Source organism: Vagococcus luciliae (assembly GCF_024637875.1).
In the GTDB taxonomy this organism is placed as follows: Bacteria; Bacillota; Bacilli; order Lactobacillales; family Vagococcaceae; genus Vagococcus; species Vagococcus luciliae.
In genome coordinates this window covers 1796214-1812731 of the sequence record NZ_CP102451.1, presented here as the reverse complement: position 1 = coordinate 1812731, position 16518 = coordinate 1796214, and the positions used below count along the sequence as shown (strand labels likewise).

Annotated in this window: 23 protein-coding genes and 1 pseudogene; 22 read left to right on the top strand and 2 right to left on the bottom strand. The window is 33.0% G+C overall.

From position 1 onward, the window contains the following. Positions 1-4 precede the first annotated feature (4 nt). The 4 genes from G314FT_RS08780 (at position 5) to rpmG (ending at position 4072) form a co-directional block, all read left to right on the top strand. Positions 5-952 carry a thymidylate synthase gene (locus G314FT_RS08780; RefSeq protein WP_257700677.1) on the top strand — a complete coding sequence of 316 codons (948 nt, stop codon included), beginning with the start codon at positions 5-7 and terminating at the stop codon, positions 950-952. A gap of 27 nt (positions 953-979) precedes the next feature. Beyond that, positions 980-1474, top strand: a complete 495-nt coding sequence (locus tag G314FT_RS08775) for a dihydrofolate reductase (RefSeq protein WP_257700672.1) — start codon at positions 980-982, stop codon at positions 1472-1474. Positions 1475-1661: 187 nt separating this feature from the next. After that, positions 1662-3779, top strand: coding sequence for a peptidoglycan D,D-transpeptidase FtsI family protein (locus tag G314FT_RS08770; RefSeq protein ID WP_257700670.1), 2118 nt, complete (start codon positions 1662-1664; stop codon positions 3777-3779). 143 nt (positions 3780-3922) lie between these two features. Then, positions 3923-4072, top strand: coding sequence for a 50S ribosomal protein L33 (gene rpmG / locus G314FT_RS08765; protein WP_071457069.1), 150 nt, complete (start codon positions 3923-3925; stop codon positions 4070-4072). A gap of 98 nt (positions 4073-4170) precedes the next feature. On the opposite strand, the gene G314FT_RS08760 is transcribed toward rpmG, so the two are convergent. Both G314FT_RS08760 and G314FT_RS08755 read right to left on the bottom strand, forming a co-directional pair. Continuing rightward, entirely contained in the window at positions 4171-5343 is a 1173-nt protein-coding gene (locus tag G314FT_RS08760; RefSeq protein ID WP_257700669.1) for a site-specific integrase, read from the bottom strand. A 57-nt stretch (positions 5344-5400) separates the two neighbouring features. Then, positions 5401-6051, bottom strand: coding sequence for a helix-turn-helix domain-containing protein (locus tag G314FT_RS08755; RefSeq protein WP_257700667.1), 651 nt, complete (start codon positions 6049-6051; stop codon positions 5401-5403). 130 nt (positions 6052-6181) lie between these two features. On the opposite strand from G314FT_RS08755, the gene G314FT_RS08750 reads away from it, so the two are divergent. From G314FT_RS08750 to G314FT_RS08665, 18 genes and pseudogenes are all read left to right on the top strand, one after another. Continuing rightward, entirely contained in the window at positions 6182-6376 is a 195-nt protein-coding gene (locus G314FT_RS08750) for a helix-turn-helix domain-containing protein (RefSeq protein ID WP_257700659.1), read from the top strand. A gap of 1 nt (position 6377) precedes the next feature. Then, positions 6378-6668, top strand: a complete 291-nt coding sequence (locus tag G314FT_RS08745) for a MerR family transcriptional regulator (RefSeq protein ID WP_257700658.1) — start codon at positions 6378-6380, stop codon at positions 6666-6668. 47 nt (positions 6669-6715) lie between these two features. Continuing rightward, positions 6716-6892 (top strand): hypothetical protein, encoded by a 177-nt coding sequence (locus tag G314FT_RS08740; protein WP_257700656.1) that lies wholly within the window; start codon positions 6716-6718, stop codon positions 6890-6892. Positions 6893-6906: 14 nt separating this feature from the next. Further along, entirely contained in the window at positions 6907-7101 is a 195-nt protein-coding gene (locus G314FT_RS08735) for a hypothetical protein (protein ID WP_257700655.1), read from the top strand. After that, a complete protein-coding gene (locus G314FT_RS08730; protein WP_257700653.1) occupies positions 7085-7369 on the top strand; it encodes a hypothetical protein in 285 nt (94 codons plus the stop codon). Before G314FT_RS08735 ends, G314FT_RS08730 begins: the two co-directional genes overlap by 17 nt. A 112-nt stretch (positions 7370-7481) precedes the next feature. After that, a complete protein-coding gene (locus tag G314FT_RS08725; RefSeq protein WP_257700652.1) occupies positions 7482-7766 on the top strand; it encodes a hypothetical protein in 285 nt (94 codons plus the stop codon). A gap of 38 nt (positions 7767-7804) precedes the next feature. Then, positions 7805-8701, top strand: coding sequence for a phage replisome organizer N-terminal domain-containing protein (locus tag G314FT_RS08720; protein WP_257700651.1), 897 nt, complete (start codon positions 7805-7807; stop codon positions 8699-8701). Positions 8702-8711: 10 nt separating this feature from the next. Further along, a complete protein-coding gene (locus G314FT_RS08715) occupies positions 8712-9548 on the top strand; it encodes an ATP-binding protein (protein ID WP_257700650.1) in 837 nt (278 codons plus the stop codon). Positions 9549-9563: 15 nt separating this feature from the next. Beyond that, complete coding sequence (locus G314FT_RS08710; protein WP_257700648.1) at positions 9564-10055, top strand: hypothetical protein; 492 nt, start codon at positions 9564-9566, stop codon at positions 10053-10055. A gap of 11 nt (positions 10056-10066) precedes the next feature. After that, the gene (locus G314FT_RS08705) at positions 10067-10666 is read left to right on the top strand and encodes a hypothetical protein (RefSeq protein ID WP_257700646.1); all 600 of its coding nucleotides are present in this window, start codon (positions 10067-10069) and stop codon (positions 10664-10666) included. 23 nt (positions 10667-10689) lie between these two features. Next, complete coding sequence (locus G314FT_RS08700; protein ID WP_257700645.1) at positions 10690-10842, top strand: hypothetical protein; 153 nt, start codon at positions 10690-10692, stop codon at positions 10840-10842. Next, positions 10839-11186 (top strand): hypothetical protein, encoded by a 348-nt coding sequence (locus tag G314FT_RS08695; protein ID WP_257700634.1) that lies wholly within the window; start codon positions 10839-10841, stop codon positions 11184-11186. The genes G314FT_RS08700 and G314FT_RS08695 overlap by 4 nt, the downstream gene beginning before the upstream one ends. Positions 11187-11362: 176 nt before the next feature. Continuing rightward, a pseudogene (locus tag G314FT_RS10555) lies at positions 11363-12203 on the top strand (tape measure protein); the annotation flags it as partial. A 1638-nt stretch (positions 12204-13841) separates the two neighbouring features. Next, entirely contained in the window at positions 13842-14039 is a 198-nt protein-coding gene (locus G314FT_RS08685; RefSeq protein WP_117972216.1) for a hypothetical protein, read from the top strand. Between the two features lie 20 nt (positions 14040-14059). Then, positions 14060-14260, top strand: a complete 201-nt coding sequence (locus tag G314FT_RS08680; RefSeq protein WP_257700622.1) for a hypothetical protein — start codon at positions 14060-14062, stop codon at positions 14258-14260. Between the two features lie 50 nt (positions 14261-14310). Beyond that, the gene (locus tag G314FT_RS08675) at positions 14311-14691 is read left to right on the top strand and encodes a phage replication protein (RefSeq protein WP_257700620.1); all 381 of its coding nucleotides are present in this window, start codon (positions 14311-14313) and stop codon (positions 14689-14691) included. Between the two features lie 94 nt (positions 14692-14785). Then, complete coding sequence (locus G314FT_RS08670; protein WP_257700618.1) at positions 14786-15373, top strand: capsid assembly scaffolding protein Gp46 family protein; 588 nt, start codon at positions 14786-14788, stop codon at positions 15371-15373. A gap of 15 nt (positions 15374-15388) precedes the next feature. Next, positions 15389-16240, top strand: coding sequence for a capsid protein (locus tag G314FT_RS08665; protein ID WP_257700617.1), 852 nt, complete (start codon positions 15389-15391; stop codon positions 16238-16240). Positions 16241-16518 lie beyond the last annotated feature (278 nt).

Sequence of the window (16518 nt, the reverse complement as noted above, 5' to 3'; positions counted from 1 at the left end):
AATTATGGAAGAAGCATATTTAGAATTAGGCCGAGAGATATTAAATAAAGGTCATGAAAAGACTGATCGTACAGGTACTGGGACAAAAAGTCTTTTTGGTTACCAAATGCGTTTTGATTTAAGTCAAGGATTTCCTCTGTTGACAACCAAACGTATTCCATTTTCTTTAGTGAAGAGTGAATTGTTATGGTTTCTTAAAGGTGATACAAATATTAAATATTTGTTAGAAAATAACAATCATATTTGGGACGAGTGGGCGTTTGAACGCTATGTTAAAAGCGAGGAATACACTGGACCTGACATGACAGATTTTGGTCGTCGATGTTTAGTAGATGAAGAATTCAATCAAGCGTACCAAAAAGAGATGGCTTCTTTTAGAGAAAAAATGTTAAAGGATGATGAATTTGCTGAGAAATATGGCGAATTAGGAAATATTTATGGTTCTCAGTGGCGTCGTTGGAAAACGTCAACAGGAGACACTATCGATCAATTACAAGATGTGATTGACATGATTCGACACACTCCGGACTCTAGACGATTAATCGTGTCAGCATGGAATCCAGAAGATGTGCCATCAATGGCTTTACCACCATGTCACACATTATTCCAATTTTATGTAGCAGATGGAAAATTAAGTTGTCAATTATATCAACGTAGTGCAGACGTCTTTTTAGGTGTTCCGTTTAATATTGCAAGTTATGCTTTATTAACCCATTTAATTGCACATGAAACAAATTTAGAAGTAGGTGAATTTGTTCATACATTAGGGGATGCTCATTTGTATAACAATCACATAGAACAGATGAACGAACAACTGTCACGAGAAACACGAGAGTTGCCAACGCTATGGTTAAATAAAGAAAAAGTATCTGTATTTGATTTTGAAATGGATGATATAAAAATTGAAGGATACCAGCCACATCCGAGTATTAAGGCACCAATTGCGGTGTAGGGGAAATTTGGGAGGAAATAAAGAAATATGATAGCAGCTATATGGGCTCAAGATGAAAATGGATTAATTGGGAAAGATGATAAATTACCGTGGTATTTACCAGATGACTTACAATTTTTCAAACAAATGACGGAAAATAATACGATTGTGATGGGAAGAAAAACGTTTGAAGGGATGGGTAAAAATCTATTGCCTAACCGTCAAACCATCGTGTTAACATCAGACCAATCTTATGATGGAAATGGTGCGATTGTCATGCATTCGGTAGATGATGTATTGAAATATGCCGAAGAATTTGATGGGATTACTTTTATCACTGGTGGTGGTGAGATTTATAAAACATTCTTGCCTCACACTGATGTATTATATCGTACGTTGATTCAATCAACATTTGAAGGAGATACTTATTTTCCTTATATTGATTGGGGAGAGTGGAATATTGTTAGTACCAGCGAAGGCTCTGTTAACGATGATAATCCATATCCACATGATTTTGAGACATACCAACGCCATCAATCGTAACACTACCAAAAAGACTGATGAATGATCTTGTTCACCAGTCTTTTTCTTTAGAATAAAAGAAGAAATATTAAAAATTTTACAAAGCGTCTTTTTTTCATTGAAAAAAATAATTAACAGTGAGATACTTTATTTTGACAGTATAATAATGGGGGTATTTTACGCGACCATTAATGAGGAGAATTAATCAATGAGCCAGAGAAATAAAGGGAAATTTTTATTCAGTAAAATCAAACAAGGAAAAAAAACGAAATCTCATGTCCCAATCAGACTAGATATTTTGTTTTTTATTGTGTTTATATTATTTACTATGTTAATTGTGAAATTATCTGATTTGCAAATTAAAAATCAAGAAAAATATAAAACAATTGTCTCGAGTGGTCAAAAGAAAATTATTGAAGAAAAAGCACCTAGAGGATATATATATGATTCAAAAGGAAATGTTTTGGTTGGAAATAAAGCCACACAAGCAATTCTATTTACTCGATCAGCGGGAATGAATGCAAATGACATTCGTAAAGTAAGTCAGGATATTGTCAAATTAATTGATATTGAACCAGATAAGTTAACGGATAGAGATAAAAAAGATTATTGGTTATCTAACCCAGATAATCTAGCAGAGGCACAGAAACGATTGACGGTTTCTGACAAAGTAAATGCGAATGGACAAGAGTTGTCTAATAGTGATTTATATACGAAAACCGTTGAGAAGGTGAAAGATAGTGAGATTAAGTTTAATCAAGAAGAACTGAAAGAAGCCTCTATTTTCAAACGAATAAATGGTGCAGCAGCCTTGCAACCTGTCACAATAAAAAATGATAATGTGACACCTGAAGAAATTGCAAAAGTTGGGGAAAATACAGCGGCTATTTCTGGACTATCTGCTGGAACAGATTGGGAGAGAGACTATCCTGAAAAAGATCAAATTCGTTCTATTCTTGGAACGGTGTCAACTGAGAAACAAGGGTTACCTGAAGATGAGATTGATGAATATTTGAAAAAAGGGTATCAACGAAATGATCGTGTAGGGTTAAGTTATCTTGAAAAATCATATGAAGACACATTAAAAGGTAAGAAAGGGCAAGCCGAAGTTGTGACTGATAAAGATCAAAAAATTGTGTCGAAAAAAGAAGTGAAAGCAAGTGAAAAAGGCGATAATTTAATGCTGACAATTAACCTTGATTTTCAACATAAGGTAGAAGAAATTGCTAAGCGTCACTTTGAATCACTTCAACAAGCAGGAAAAACTCAGTATTCTCCCGGAGTATATGTGGTAGTTACTAATCCAAATAATGGTGAAGTTTTATCAATGGTAGGTCTTAGTAAAGATCCAGACACTGGGGAATTGGTAGATGATACATTAGGAACAATTAATAAAGCTTTTGTGCCGGGTTCTTCTATCAAAGCGGCCACTGTAATGGCTGGTTATGAAAATGGGGTCATTAAAGGCAATCAAACCTTTATTGATGAGCCATTAGTTTTTAGTGATGGATCGAGAAAAGCTTCTCTTTTCAATCAATATTCATCTATTGCGTTAACAACACAACAAGCACTTGAAGTTTCTTCGAATGTCTACATGATGAAAATTGCATTAGGTATGATGGGAGCTGAGTACGTTCCGGGGATGTCTTTACCTGTGGATACTAGTATTTTTGATAAATTACGAAAAACCTACGAAGAATTTGGCTTAGGGACAAAAACAGGAATCGATATTCCACAAGAATCTGTGGGTGTGTTGAATACAAATTATAAAGATAAAGATGGTAATTATATTCCTGGTATTATGGCCAGTGCATTGGATTTATCTTTTGGTAACTATGAAGCATATACGCCTATTCAATTGGCACAATATGTGTCAACAGTGGCTAATGGTGGAACACGATACGCGCCTCATGTAGTAAAAGGAATTTATGGTAATAGTGAGAATGGTGAATTGGGAAAAGAGAAAGAATTGATTCAACCAAAAGTAATGAGTAAAATTGAAGGCAGAGAAGATGAATTTGATATTATTCAAGAAGGAATGTATCAAGTTGTCAATGGTTCAATGGGAACTGGAAATGAATTACAAGGAGCGAGTCTCCCAATTGCAGCAAAGACAGGGACAGCTGAAACGTTTGCAGTTGATCCAAAAACAAATCAAGCAGTATCTGTTATAAATAGTACGATTGTGGGTTACGCACCTTATAATGATCCAAAAGTGGCGGTTAGTGTGATGATTCCCCAAATTAGTGATGATAATATGGCGACTAATCGCTTGATATTAAAAGAAGTGATAAATGCCTATAATGAAGAATATAATAAACAATAATATAGATATTGTTTTTAAAGTTGTAAAGGAGAACTCCTTAACAAATTTGTGAAAAAGACTAGAAATTTTAAATAAAACATGATATGATATTCAAGTGTCAAGTGTGATACTTGAATATCTAATTTATTTCGGAGGGAAAAATAATGCGCGTAAATATTACTTTAGAATGTACAGAATGTAAAGAAAGAAATTACCTTTCAAACAAAAATAAACGTAACAATCCTGAACGTTTAGAAGTTAAAAAATATTGTCCACGTGAACGTAAAGTTACTTTACACCGTGAAACAAAATAATTTTAATAATGATAAGCTAGAAACCTTGTGTAGTAAGGGTTCTAGCTATTTTTTTATGCTTAATTTTATCGAGTGAATACGGTTTTGAATACGGTTTGTTAAAAATTAACGTAATTAGCAAATCTTTGAGCCGTTTTTTCTTTTGATTTGTTAGTTAGATGTGAGTATACGTTTAGGGTAAGAGAAATATCCGAATGCCCTAATCTCTCTTGAATTCCCTTAAAACTTTCGCCACTTTCAAGTAATATAGACGCATGAGTATGTCTGAAACCATGACAGCCAATTCTATGCAGGTTACAAGCGTCTGCGATTCTATTAGAACGTTGATATATTTCGTTTCTCGTCATGTATTGAGCCTTTACATTAACAAATAGCTTTTTATTATTGTTGTAACCATTTTTAAGTAATAGCTTACGCTGTGTTAAATGCCATTTTTTAAGTGTTACAAGGGTTTTTTTATCCATGGATATAATACGGTTAGAGTTCTTAGTTTTAGTTGTAGAGACTTCATAACCTTGCTTAGTTTGAGATAAGTTTTTATTAATAGTGATTGTATTATCTTCAAAATTAATATCCGAATAATTCAACGCTAATGCTTCGCCAACACGCATACCGCTGAAAGCAAGTAAGCGAAATAGAGCCAAGTCTAATTCTGCGTAATATTCTTGTATCAGCGTTTTATCTTTGGCATTTAAAACTTTTTGTTCTAGGTACTCTAAAAATATTTTTAGTTGATCAGTATCATAGAACTTAATTTTATCTTTCTTCTTTTTCTCTTTTTTTGTTGGTCGAATAATCTTATCGAATGGGCTATCACTAATTACATTGATATGTGTAGCATATTGAAAGACTTTTTTAGTATAGCCGATGAGTAAACGATATGAGCTATATTCTTCTGCCCACTTATTAACCACTTTTTGACAAAACTTCACATCTATTTTATCCATATAAATATCTTTGAATACTGGTAGAATCACTTGATTGAAAAAACGTTCTGTTGTCATGCTAGTTGATTCTTTTACAGTATTCTTATAGTTATCAAACCAAAGTTTATAAACGTCTTTAAAAGTTGTTTTAGACTGTTTTTCTAGTCCTTTACTTTCAAACTCCAATACTAACTCATTTAGTTTTAATTGTGCTTCTTTCTTTGATTTAAAACCTCTCCTGGTCGTTCTAACCTCTTTGCCAGTTACTTCATCAACTCCTAAATATGCTTGCAATAGCCAAGCCTTAGAGCCATCTTTTTTTGTGTATTGTTTAAATATAGCCATTGTTCCATTCTCCTATCTAACCACGGGCGAGTAGGTAGGTTGGAGATTTTTTATATTCTAATGAAAATCGAAATCGTAAGACACCATTTTTTTTATATTCTGAACTATTAATTTCCACTCAGAATCTTCTATAAGGTTATCCGTATTTCTATTTTTAAAGTATTGTTCCAACTGATTAGTTAGCTCTTGAAAGAAACATTCTTCTACTTTATCCACAATGTCTATCCGAAAAGAAATAGGGATTTTTTCCCACATTTCATTAAATTTATCTTCGTTGATTACTTTATTGGTTAAAATATTTAGTCTATTATCATTGATTAGCAAGTTATTTTGATTAAATTCAACAATAGATTCAAACTCAAAAAAGTCTATCTCTTCATTACCTTTTAAAACTCGTATAAACAAATCAAATTCTGAATCGTTAATCCAAAATTCTGAGATATTAAATGATTCATTGATAATACAACCAGCATCGAAATTGTTAAATGAAAAAATTATTTCAAAATCAAATGGGATGTATGAAAAAAAGTCACCGGGATCTATATCTAAAACCTGGCATATTTTGTTAATTGTCTCTAGTTGAATCATTTTTCCGTCATTTTGAGTTAATGAAGAAATTGTATTTTTGGAAATTCCTGTTTTTATTGATAAAGCAGTGTTCTTCATACCTCTTTCTGATAATAAAATTGATAAGTTATTTCTGATCATGTCTATACCTCCATTATCTAAATTTTATCAGTAAATAAGTATTTTTACAAGAATACTTGTAAAATTTAAACTTTCCTGTATAATTGTATTTATACAAGATAACTTGTAAAAAACCAAAGGAGGTTTGAATATGGAGAATAATTTTTCTAAAATATTAGGTGAAAGGTTGTTAAAAATATCTGATGTACATAAAGGCACAGGAATTAGTAAAACAACTTTAGCCAACATATATTTTAAAAGATCTAAAGATATGAAAGTATCTACACTATTAATGATTTGTAATTTTTTAGATGTATCTATTTTAGATTTTTTAGGAGGTGAATAATATGACTGATAAACCACTTCAACCACAATTACAAGTAGTTTTAGCTAACGAAGACTCGCTTAGAAATTATTTATCTTCAGTTTTTACAGAAGAATTAGATAAGGCTATCGAATTGGCTGGGATGAACTCAAAAGTATTAAATACGACACAAATTAGTAAAGCACTAGGAATCTCACCAACAACATTAAGACAATATGAAAAAATGGGATTACCATTTGGTAACATCAAAAAAAGAAAGTTTTACGATCTTAAAGAATGTAAGAAATGGATAACAACACAACAAATTGATTAAAAATACCACTTGGGCGAGTAGGTAAGAGAAAGCTAGGAGAATAAACAATGATTGAACTAAACAGTTTAAAAGAAAAATTAACAGATTTATACGATTTGTCAGAATCAACAAATTTTAAAGTGGATGGCAAACCAGCAAATATTGAAGATGTGCAAGAACTCTATAAAGAAAAAATTATTGATTTAATTGATTCATTTGGATTAGAAGATATCTATTTGAATTGAAAGGAGGTGAGCATATGTATCGAGTAAGAAGATTGTGGCTACTATTAGCGATATATCTATTAGGAGCGTTTACTTATTCAATTAGTATAGAACTGTTACTAATTATTATTACACCAATCATTCTATTTGTATTAATGCTATGGGATGAAAAAAGCTATCAACGAACTATAAAAACGAAAAGAGGATATAAGAATGGGAAAATTAATTGATCTAAAAAAAGCAAACTATGAGGAACTAGAAAATAAGTTGTTTGATGATATGGCTAATCTACAAGAATTAGTAAACGGACAAATCACTATTTTATCTAGTGTTACGGATGAGGGAAGTATTTTAATTGATGAAGATAACAACGTGACCGCATATAAAACAAGCGAAAAATTAAACGAAGTTATCAAGGAATTAACAGCACTCAGAAATGAAGCTGAATTAATTGAGAAAGCAGAAGATTTGTTAAATGAACAAAAAAGCATGCTATAAAAGACGGCAATCTTTTAAGCATGCATGGGATAAATAGATTTCATAACCCTATTTATCCCTATTATAAAGTATTTTCACTTTACAATCAATTGAAAATAAAGGGGATATAAACATGAATGAAAAAAAATTAACAATCAATGGTAATAAGGTAACGTTTGATTATTTATTTAAGAAAGCTGATGAACTAATCGGAATAAAAAATACACTTGATTCTAGTCGAGATTTAATTGACATGTTAAATAGTATTTTTGCTAATGGTGATGATTTTAGTTTCAAATATTTCATTCAAAGCGGCGGACTTGAAAGACTAGAGCTATCACTAGAGGACGTATCTAAGCGACTAGAAACTGTATCTAATAGTATTTGTCCCGATGAACAAGTGGAGGGCGTGAAGTAATGGAAAATAATCAGTTTGAAGATTAGGATGGTGAGTTTTTGAGTAATAAATATAAGAATAATCCTAATAATAAAAGATATTATTGGTTACAACTAAAAACAGATTTCTTTGATCAAAAAGAAATTAAGCTATTAAGAAAGATTGCAGGAGGAGACACCTACACAATTATCTATTTAAAAATGTTATTAGCTAGTTTGAAAGATGAGGGACGATTATATTTTGAAGCCATAGGCGATGATTTTGCCGAAGAAATTGCGTTACTTATTGATGAAGATACGGAAAATGTTTCTATTACATTGAAGTTTTTACAGGCTAAAGGATTAATTGAAATAGAAGAACAAGATGAATATTTTTTAAATCGAGTACCTGAAATGATTGGTTCAGAAAGTTATAGTGCTGAAAGAGTTCGTCGGTATAGACAAAAGAAATTGTTACAAAATGATGTGATGAATGAACAATGTAACGATAGTGCGTTACAAAGTAACACCCATGTAACTAAGAGTATATATAAAGAAGATATAAAGATAGATAATAAAAATATAGATCAATCATCTTCTAAAGAAGCTGATAAAGTGAGTTTGAAAAATCGGTTTGAATCAATATGGGAACTCTATCCAAAGAAGCAGGGGAAAACAAAAGCATTTGAATCATACAAGAGAGCTATTAAAGACGGTGTGACGGATGAACAAATCATCAAAGGTATAAATGACTACAAGAAACAAATCGAGCTACAACGAACTGATACACAGTATATCAAGCAAGGTAGCACATTCTTTAATCAACGTAATTACTTAGATGAATTTGTGACAGGTAAGAACAATAAACAAGTACCTGCGAAAAAAATAGAAAAAGAATGGCAAGAACATTATGAACGAGCGGGCAAAATTGACTTGTCAAAAGATATTGAGAGTTTTATGGATGATTTACCTTATTAGGAGGGATTAAATGGCTTTAAAAATGGGTAGTATCGAAGTACCACCAAGTATTATTGAAAAAACTGGCTATATTGAATTAGATGAACATTGTGATAAACCAGGACATGAAAAATTTTCAATGATGTTGCTAAACAATGAAGTGATTTGTCCTAAATGTTGGGTAGAGAATAAAGATAAACAAATACAAGTGGAACAAATGGAAAAACACTTGTTAAACTCAACAAAAGATAAAAAGGATTACTTGAAACGGTTTAGTATCGTTCACAGTAAATCAACCTTAGATAAAGGACTAAAAGATTATATTAATAGAACCAGTGCAGAAAGTGACATAAAGAAACAAGCGTCAGAAGTCACAAGAAAAATAATTGAGAATCAACGCAATGTCTTTTTATTTGGTCCTGCAGGTACAGGAAAGTCTCATGTTGCTATGGGGATATTAACAAATATAAATGCGATTAGTAATGAAAGACGATGTTTGTTTGTATCAGTACCTAAGTTATATGAATTGATACGCAAATCATACAATAGCCAATATGTTGATACGCTGACCGAAGATGATTATCTCACACGACTAAATAAAGCAGATGTTTTGGTATTAGATGATATTGGGGCAGAACTTAGCATGAATACGAATAAACAAGCGTCTGATTTCGTCACACGTATCTTGTACAGCATTTTAAATGCTAGAGAGGGTAAATCTACCATTGTGACAAGTAATCACTCTATCGAGCAATTAGGCTTGATTTTAGATGAACGAGTTATTTCAAGAATTAAAACAAATGTGGTGTATATTGATTTTGGAAAAGTATCAGATAAACGAGAAATTGTCAGTACGTTAAAAAGTTAAAGGAGAGAAAAGCGCATGTTTGATGATTGGTCATTAGTGGAAAAGTATTTTAGATTGTCCGAAGAAATAAATAGGCTGATGATTTATAAAAATCAAGTCGAGCATGCGTTTTATCTTCAAAACATGGCAACTCGAACAGAGTTTAGTGAATTAGGTGTTTATACACGAGCGTTTAAAGTTGAAAAAGAAGTCTTAGAACACATCAAGGCGTTAGAGTTGATTGATGAACGCATTAAGCGTTACGAGATACGGCAGAGGTATTTTATCCAATACTTAAACAACTTATCCCAGGAAGATTATAAGAGCTTGTATCAAAGGTTTATTGAGAATAAGCCAGTAGAACTAAGTCCACAACTAGAGTATGAGTTGACGGATGAAATAGACGAGATTGAACGAGCGATTTGTTTACGTGCAGGGATAGAGATACCCGATAAATTACCACAAGTGGAATTGACGCAAGACTTTGATGATAACTTAGATACTTTAAGCGAACTATTTGCGATATAGGGGGGTATAAAGTGGGCAGAGATTACAGAGATATACGTGTACAGTATTATTTGAGACATTGGCGGTGTTTAGAAGAAAATCGGGATAAGTTACGCCCATACGAAATTGAGCAGGGTAAATTATTATTTAATAGTTTACCGAAGTTATCAAAAGATGAATTGAAGATACTGAAAGAAAAATACTATGATAGTGAGAATGTCAGTAGTTATGATTCTAATCGTGGAATATATAATAGTCGTATTCCAATTAATGACCAAGTGAGAGCAGATCAATTAAATCTTGAATTATCTGATTATCGAAAACAACGGCAGATGGCAGAGTTTGAACTTGAAAAACATATGTTAGAAGTCGGCAAGCTGATAATAAAAAGTGAAGAAAAGATTTATTTAAAAATCAACCATTTCCTATATATCAAGTCTGTTGATATACAGGCAGTTGCTTATTCAGATTATTATGTCACCGTTAGCGATATTGTATTAACGCATGGCGTAGCGTGTGACGATAAGCAAGTGTTTGACATGACGAACGAGGTCATAAAAAAAGGAGTAGAGCGATTAGAGGGATATGGCTTTATACGTGAAGCAGTAGATAGTGAGTTAGATTATTTATAAAGAAAAGAATAGGAGCGGATATTATGAAAAATACAGTAACATTTGAAAATGCAAAAGGACAAAAACAAGTGATTGAGGTATATGATTTTTGTGAGTTATCTCTTAAAGTTCAAAATGGTGAATTGGTCCTTGTCAAGAGATTAGAAAACATTAAGCCGAAAGGAAGTCAAAAATGAGTAAGAAAAAGAAAAAAGGTGTCAACGTTGTCGGTAAAAAGAAAAGAAAAAGTAACGACATTACAGGAACAATTGAATTAATGATACGAGAGTTTGGCAATCAAGTGGAAGCACTAACTAAAGGCTATTATCAAATGCCTCAAACAGACTTAAAACAACAAGTCAAAAAATTAGAACAAGATACGATTAGAACAAAAGAAAAATTGAGTTTTTATCATATGAGTTTAGCAGCGTTGATTTATAAAGAGCGTTTTGATCGTCAAATAATTATAGAGGGGGTACAAGTTGATGATAAAGGCAATATTATTTGTCCTGGCAATGATAGCTTATCTCGCAACGTTTAGCACTAAAGAGGGTGAAAAGGTTTATAGTTGGTTAGCAATTGCATTATTTACACTGACTGTAATTTTAGAAATAGCATAATAGCTTGGCAGAAAAAATCTGAGAGCAGTATCAATCTTAATTGATTGGTATTGCTCTCTTTTTATTTTCAAAAAATTATAGAAAAAGGAGTGAGAAGATGGAGTCATATACGGTAGAAGCCATACTATCCGCAACGGATAAAGGTTTTACCAAAGCAATGAAAGACGCTAATAATTCTCTTGGTGGACTGGACGATAACTCTAAAAAAGCGAGTGTATCAATTGGCGATATTATGAAAGGTGTCGGTGTATTCAAGTTAGTTGACGGAGCAGTAAATATGGTTACTAGTTCATTGGGTAGTGCGATAGATCGCGTAGATACTCTGAATAACTCTCAAAGGGTATTTGAAAACATGGGTTTTAGTGCTAAAGAAACATCTAACACTATGGATGCGTTAAAAGCAAGTATAGATGGATTGCCAACACCATTAGATTCCGCTATTAAAGGTGTTCAATTAATAGCATCATCAACAAACGATTTGAGTAAATCAGAAGAGATATTTTCAGCTTTAAACAACGGAATCCTTGGTTTTGGCGGTAGCGCTACAATGGTTGATAATGCAGTTATGCAATTATCGCAGTCATTTTCGAATGGGAAAGTTGATGCTCAAACATGGAATTCAATGATTAATAGTGGTTTAGGCCCTGCGTTAAATACTTTAGCTAAACAAATGGGAGTTACAACAGGCGAATTAAAAGAAGGCTTATCAAGTGGAAAGATTTCAGTTTCTGAATTTCAAGATGCTTTAATTGATTTGAACAAAAATGGTGGCGGAGGTCTTAAATCGTTAGAACAGATTGCTGGTGACTCAACATCAGGTATTAAAACTGGTATAGCGAACGCTAAAACCGCTGTTGTTCGTGGTGTAGCTGACATGATAACAAATATTAACGAAGGATTAAAAAATACAGACTTCAAAAGTATAGGAAATATCATTTCTCAATTTGGAGCAACGTTTGAAAATGTATTAAAAAGAATATCGACATATATTCCTCCAATAATACAGTTAGTAGGTAATATGTTTAAATTTGTTGGCGATAACGCAAATTGGCTCATGCCAATTATTGCAGGTTTAGTTAGTTCGTTTTTAGCAATGAATGCTATTAACAAAACTATTTCAATCATAAATAACTTCAAATCAGCGATAAGTGGATTAACAACAGTTTTTTCATTATTAACAAGCCCTATTGGACTAATTGGTTTAGCTATAGGAGCAGTAGTAGTTGCTGGTGTATTGCTTTATAAAAATTGGGAAACAATCCAAAAAATCGCTCAAAAAGTATGGGAAAGTATAAAAAGCACTATATCTGTCGCAGTAGATGTAATTGTTAATGTTTGGGACAAGATGAAAGAAACGTTAAGTAATCTTTGGAATGGCGTTGTGGAGAAAGCTAGTGAAGTTTGGGATTCAGTTACAACAGTTATTATGGGGATTTTAAATCCGTTCATAGAAATATTTATGAATTTATGGAACGGCTTATCTAGTTCTTTAGCGCAAGTTTGGGACGGTATTAAATCTCTTGCAAGCGGTGCGTGGGAACTGATTAAAGCGGTTATCATGGGTCCAGTTTTAATTGCCATTGATTTAATTACTGGTGATTTTACTAATTTAGGCAGCGACTTAAAAATGATTTGGAATAGCATTAAACAAGGTGCTAGTGATATTTGGAACGGTATTAAAGACATCGTTACAGGGCTTGTTAAAGCAATTGTAGAATATGTTAAATTCTCGTTCGAATGGCAAAAAGAAATTATTTCTAATGTATGGAATTACATTAAAGAGTTAGCTAGTGATGTGTGGAATAACATAAAAAACACTGTATCTGATTTAGCTGATAAAGCAGTAAATGGTCTTAAAAACGCATGGAATAAAGGTTTACAGTGGACGAAAGATATCTTTAATAACATAAAAAATGCTATTAAAGCAATCGGCGATGTTGATTTATTTGCAGCAGGTAAAGCAGTTATTGATAGCTTTATCGATGGGCTTAAACAGACTTGGGAAGCAGGTAAAAAATTTGTTGGTGGTATTGCTGATTGGATTCGTGAACATAAAGGGCCAATTCAATACGACCGCAAGTTATTAATCGATAATGGTAAAGCCATCATGGACGGTTTAAATGCTGGTTTAAATACAGGATTCGGAAAAGTTCAAGATAACATCGGTGATATGACGAAGTATTTCGCAAACACTGCATTTAGCCAAGATTTTGAAATTGGTGCAAATTTTAGTGACTTAGATAAGAAAATTAATTCAATGAATGATATGAACTTATCTTCTAACAATGAATTGACATTGAAAAATAACGCTCAACCGGCTGAAATTAAGTTAAGCATGGGCGGCCGTGTATTTAGTGCGTTTGTTGAAGACATCGGGGCAGTTATGCAAGCCGAAACAGATTTAAACCTACAAACATAAAGAGTAGAAAAAGTATTGAAAACATACTTAAAACGCTATATTTGTGGTATAATAAGCATATAAATATATCAAGTCTGACACGAAAACGTGAGGGCAAATTGATGATTCTTTTTGAATTGTTGATTTGTCCTCTTTTTATTTTAAAGAGGTGAACTCAATGAACTATCAATTAGATAAACGATTAAGCCTATTAGAAAAGAAATTAGGCGTGAGCGATGTTAAAGAAGTGACCTATGTCATTTTAGGTGATGATAAGTCTTACGCAGTCGCTAATGGCAATAAAATGAGTATTGAACAGTTTAGAGCGGAACAGCCTAATTTTAACCCGACACAAGTCAATGTATCTATTGGGTGATATGAAGAAAGGTGAAGCCGATGAACTATCAATTAAGCCAACGATTAAAAACTTTAGAAAAAATAATACATGATAAACAAGGTACTCCTCTTTTATTTATTGATTTGAATGAAGATAGGACATATGGCGAAAACAATTGGACTAAAAAAGAATTAGATCAACACATTGAGAAAAACAATTATAAAGTGGTTTTTATTGATGATGTACCTACTGTTGATTAGTCGAAAATAGGCGAATTGTGTACGTTTATCAAAAAAATGGGGGTGAAACAATGGCAGACATATTAAATCAACGACAAGAGAAGTTTTTAAGAGCATTGCTTGAAACAGATACGGTTGAAAAAGCGTGTGAAGTCGCTGGAATTAATAAAAATACTGGTTTTAAGTATTTAAAAGACGAAATATTTTTAAAGGAATATCGAGCGATTAGACAAGAAACTATGCGACAAGTGACAAGCCGTTTACAACGTGTATCAAATGACGCAGTAAAGGTATTAGAGGACGTTATGCACGATAAAGAGAACTCCACATCTAGCGCACGAGTACAGTCGGCAAAAACGATTTTAGATGTCGCCTTTCGTTCCATTGAGATGGATGATATGCAAGAACGTATAGAAGCGATTGAAAGAGCGGTAGGCGTTGATACAGATTAGTAAAAAAAGATTGCCTTTTTCCATGATTGTAGGCATTAAAGAACAACGTGAGTATGTCGCCCGTGACGTTAAATGAGAGAAAGGAAAGCATACCATGAAAAATAATTCCGTGAAAAATAATTCTATTGTGATGAATTTACAACACTTTGCCGAAGAAGTTGAAGATGTAACAGAAGTAAGTGACGTATCAACTGCAGAGGGTACGACACAAGAACAACCTAATCGAGCAGATGAAATTGTTCAAAAGCTTCAAAAACGATTAGGCAAAGAACAAGGTGCAAAACGTGAAGCGAAAGAGCAACTTGATGAAGCGTTGAAACGCATTGAAGAACTGGAAAACCAGTCAAAATTGAATTCTCCTCAACTATCCGAAGATGATGAACTCACAAAACGTGATAAAGAAATTGAAGCATTGAGACAAAAAATTAAGTTAAGTGAAGTGACACAGCAAGCGGATGAAGTATTAAAAGATTCTGGGTTGGCACTGAATCGTGATCAACTTTCCCTGGTAGTTGATACAGACGAAAAAGTGACCTATAAAAAAGTAGAAACATTGATTAATTTATTAGAAGAACAAAAAAGAGTTTGGGCAACCGAACGAAATACAGGCATTACGCCGAAAAAAGTCCAGTCTAATGAGGGAGTGGACCCGTTTAAAAAGATTATTAACGGTTTGAAATGATGGAGGAACGAATATATGACAGTTAAAATTTATACAAAACAATTTAAAGAAATGTTACCCGTCTTATTTAAGTCACAGTCACATTTTATTAACTCGTTTGGGGAGTTAGATGTCCTAGACGGTGTAAGAAATAGCGATAAGGCTTTTACGGTGAAAGTATCAGATATTGACGTAGAAGTGAATGATTATGATAAGGGCAAAGATATCACTGCTGGACGATTAGGAGCAATGAAAGAAATTATTTCTACTGATGTAGAGGTAGACTATGAGGCGGTCAAATCAATCAATGAGGGTGTTGATATAGCAACGGTTAATGATGATATAGATCAGATTACTGCCGAACGCATGGAGAAACAAGCAGGAGCGATTGCCAGATTAATTGATGAATCATGCGGAAAACAGTTATCACAAAAAGCAAGCAAGACATTAACAGGCGAACTCACTGAAGATGGTGTGACTAAGATGTTTAATCAAGCGTCTAAAGAGTTTACACAGAATGAAGTGATTGCGACACATGTCAAACGTGCTTATGTGACGTCTGATATTTATAACTTCTTGATTGATAGCAAATTAGCTACAACGTCAAAAAATTCATCTGTGAACGTTGACCAAAACACTTTATACAGCTTTAAAGGGTTCTTACTTCATGAAGTACCCGACGCACGTTTTACTAAAGGAGAGAATGCGTATTTTGTGGCAGATAAGATTGGTAAAGCATTCGCAGGCTTTAATGAGTATCGAGCTTTAACCGATAATTTAGAATTTTTCGGGGTGGCTATGCAGTCAATTATTAAATATGGTACTTATGTTCCAGATAATAATAGTAAAGCCATTGTCAAAGGTAAATTAGCCATAACAGGTGCATAATAAGGATATCCCACTTTAATTAGTGGGTTATTTTTTTGGTGAGGTTTAGGCAAGGTATAATCACTCATGAAATTAAATTTAAATGCCTTAGAATCGTCTTGTGTGCAGTCGTTATCACTCAAAGTGATAGCGAAAAGCTGAGGTGCTTAGTACTCACTCCAGGTCAAAGGTGGAAAATAATGTTACTATCCTTTAAGTGTTATATAGAGTGGTTAGTTTAGGTGAAAAAAGTGTTTGCGTATAATATTACTCGCCCGTGGTAATGAAGATTTTTTGAA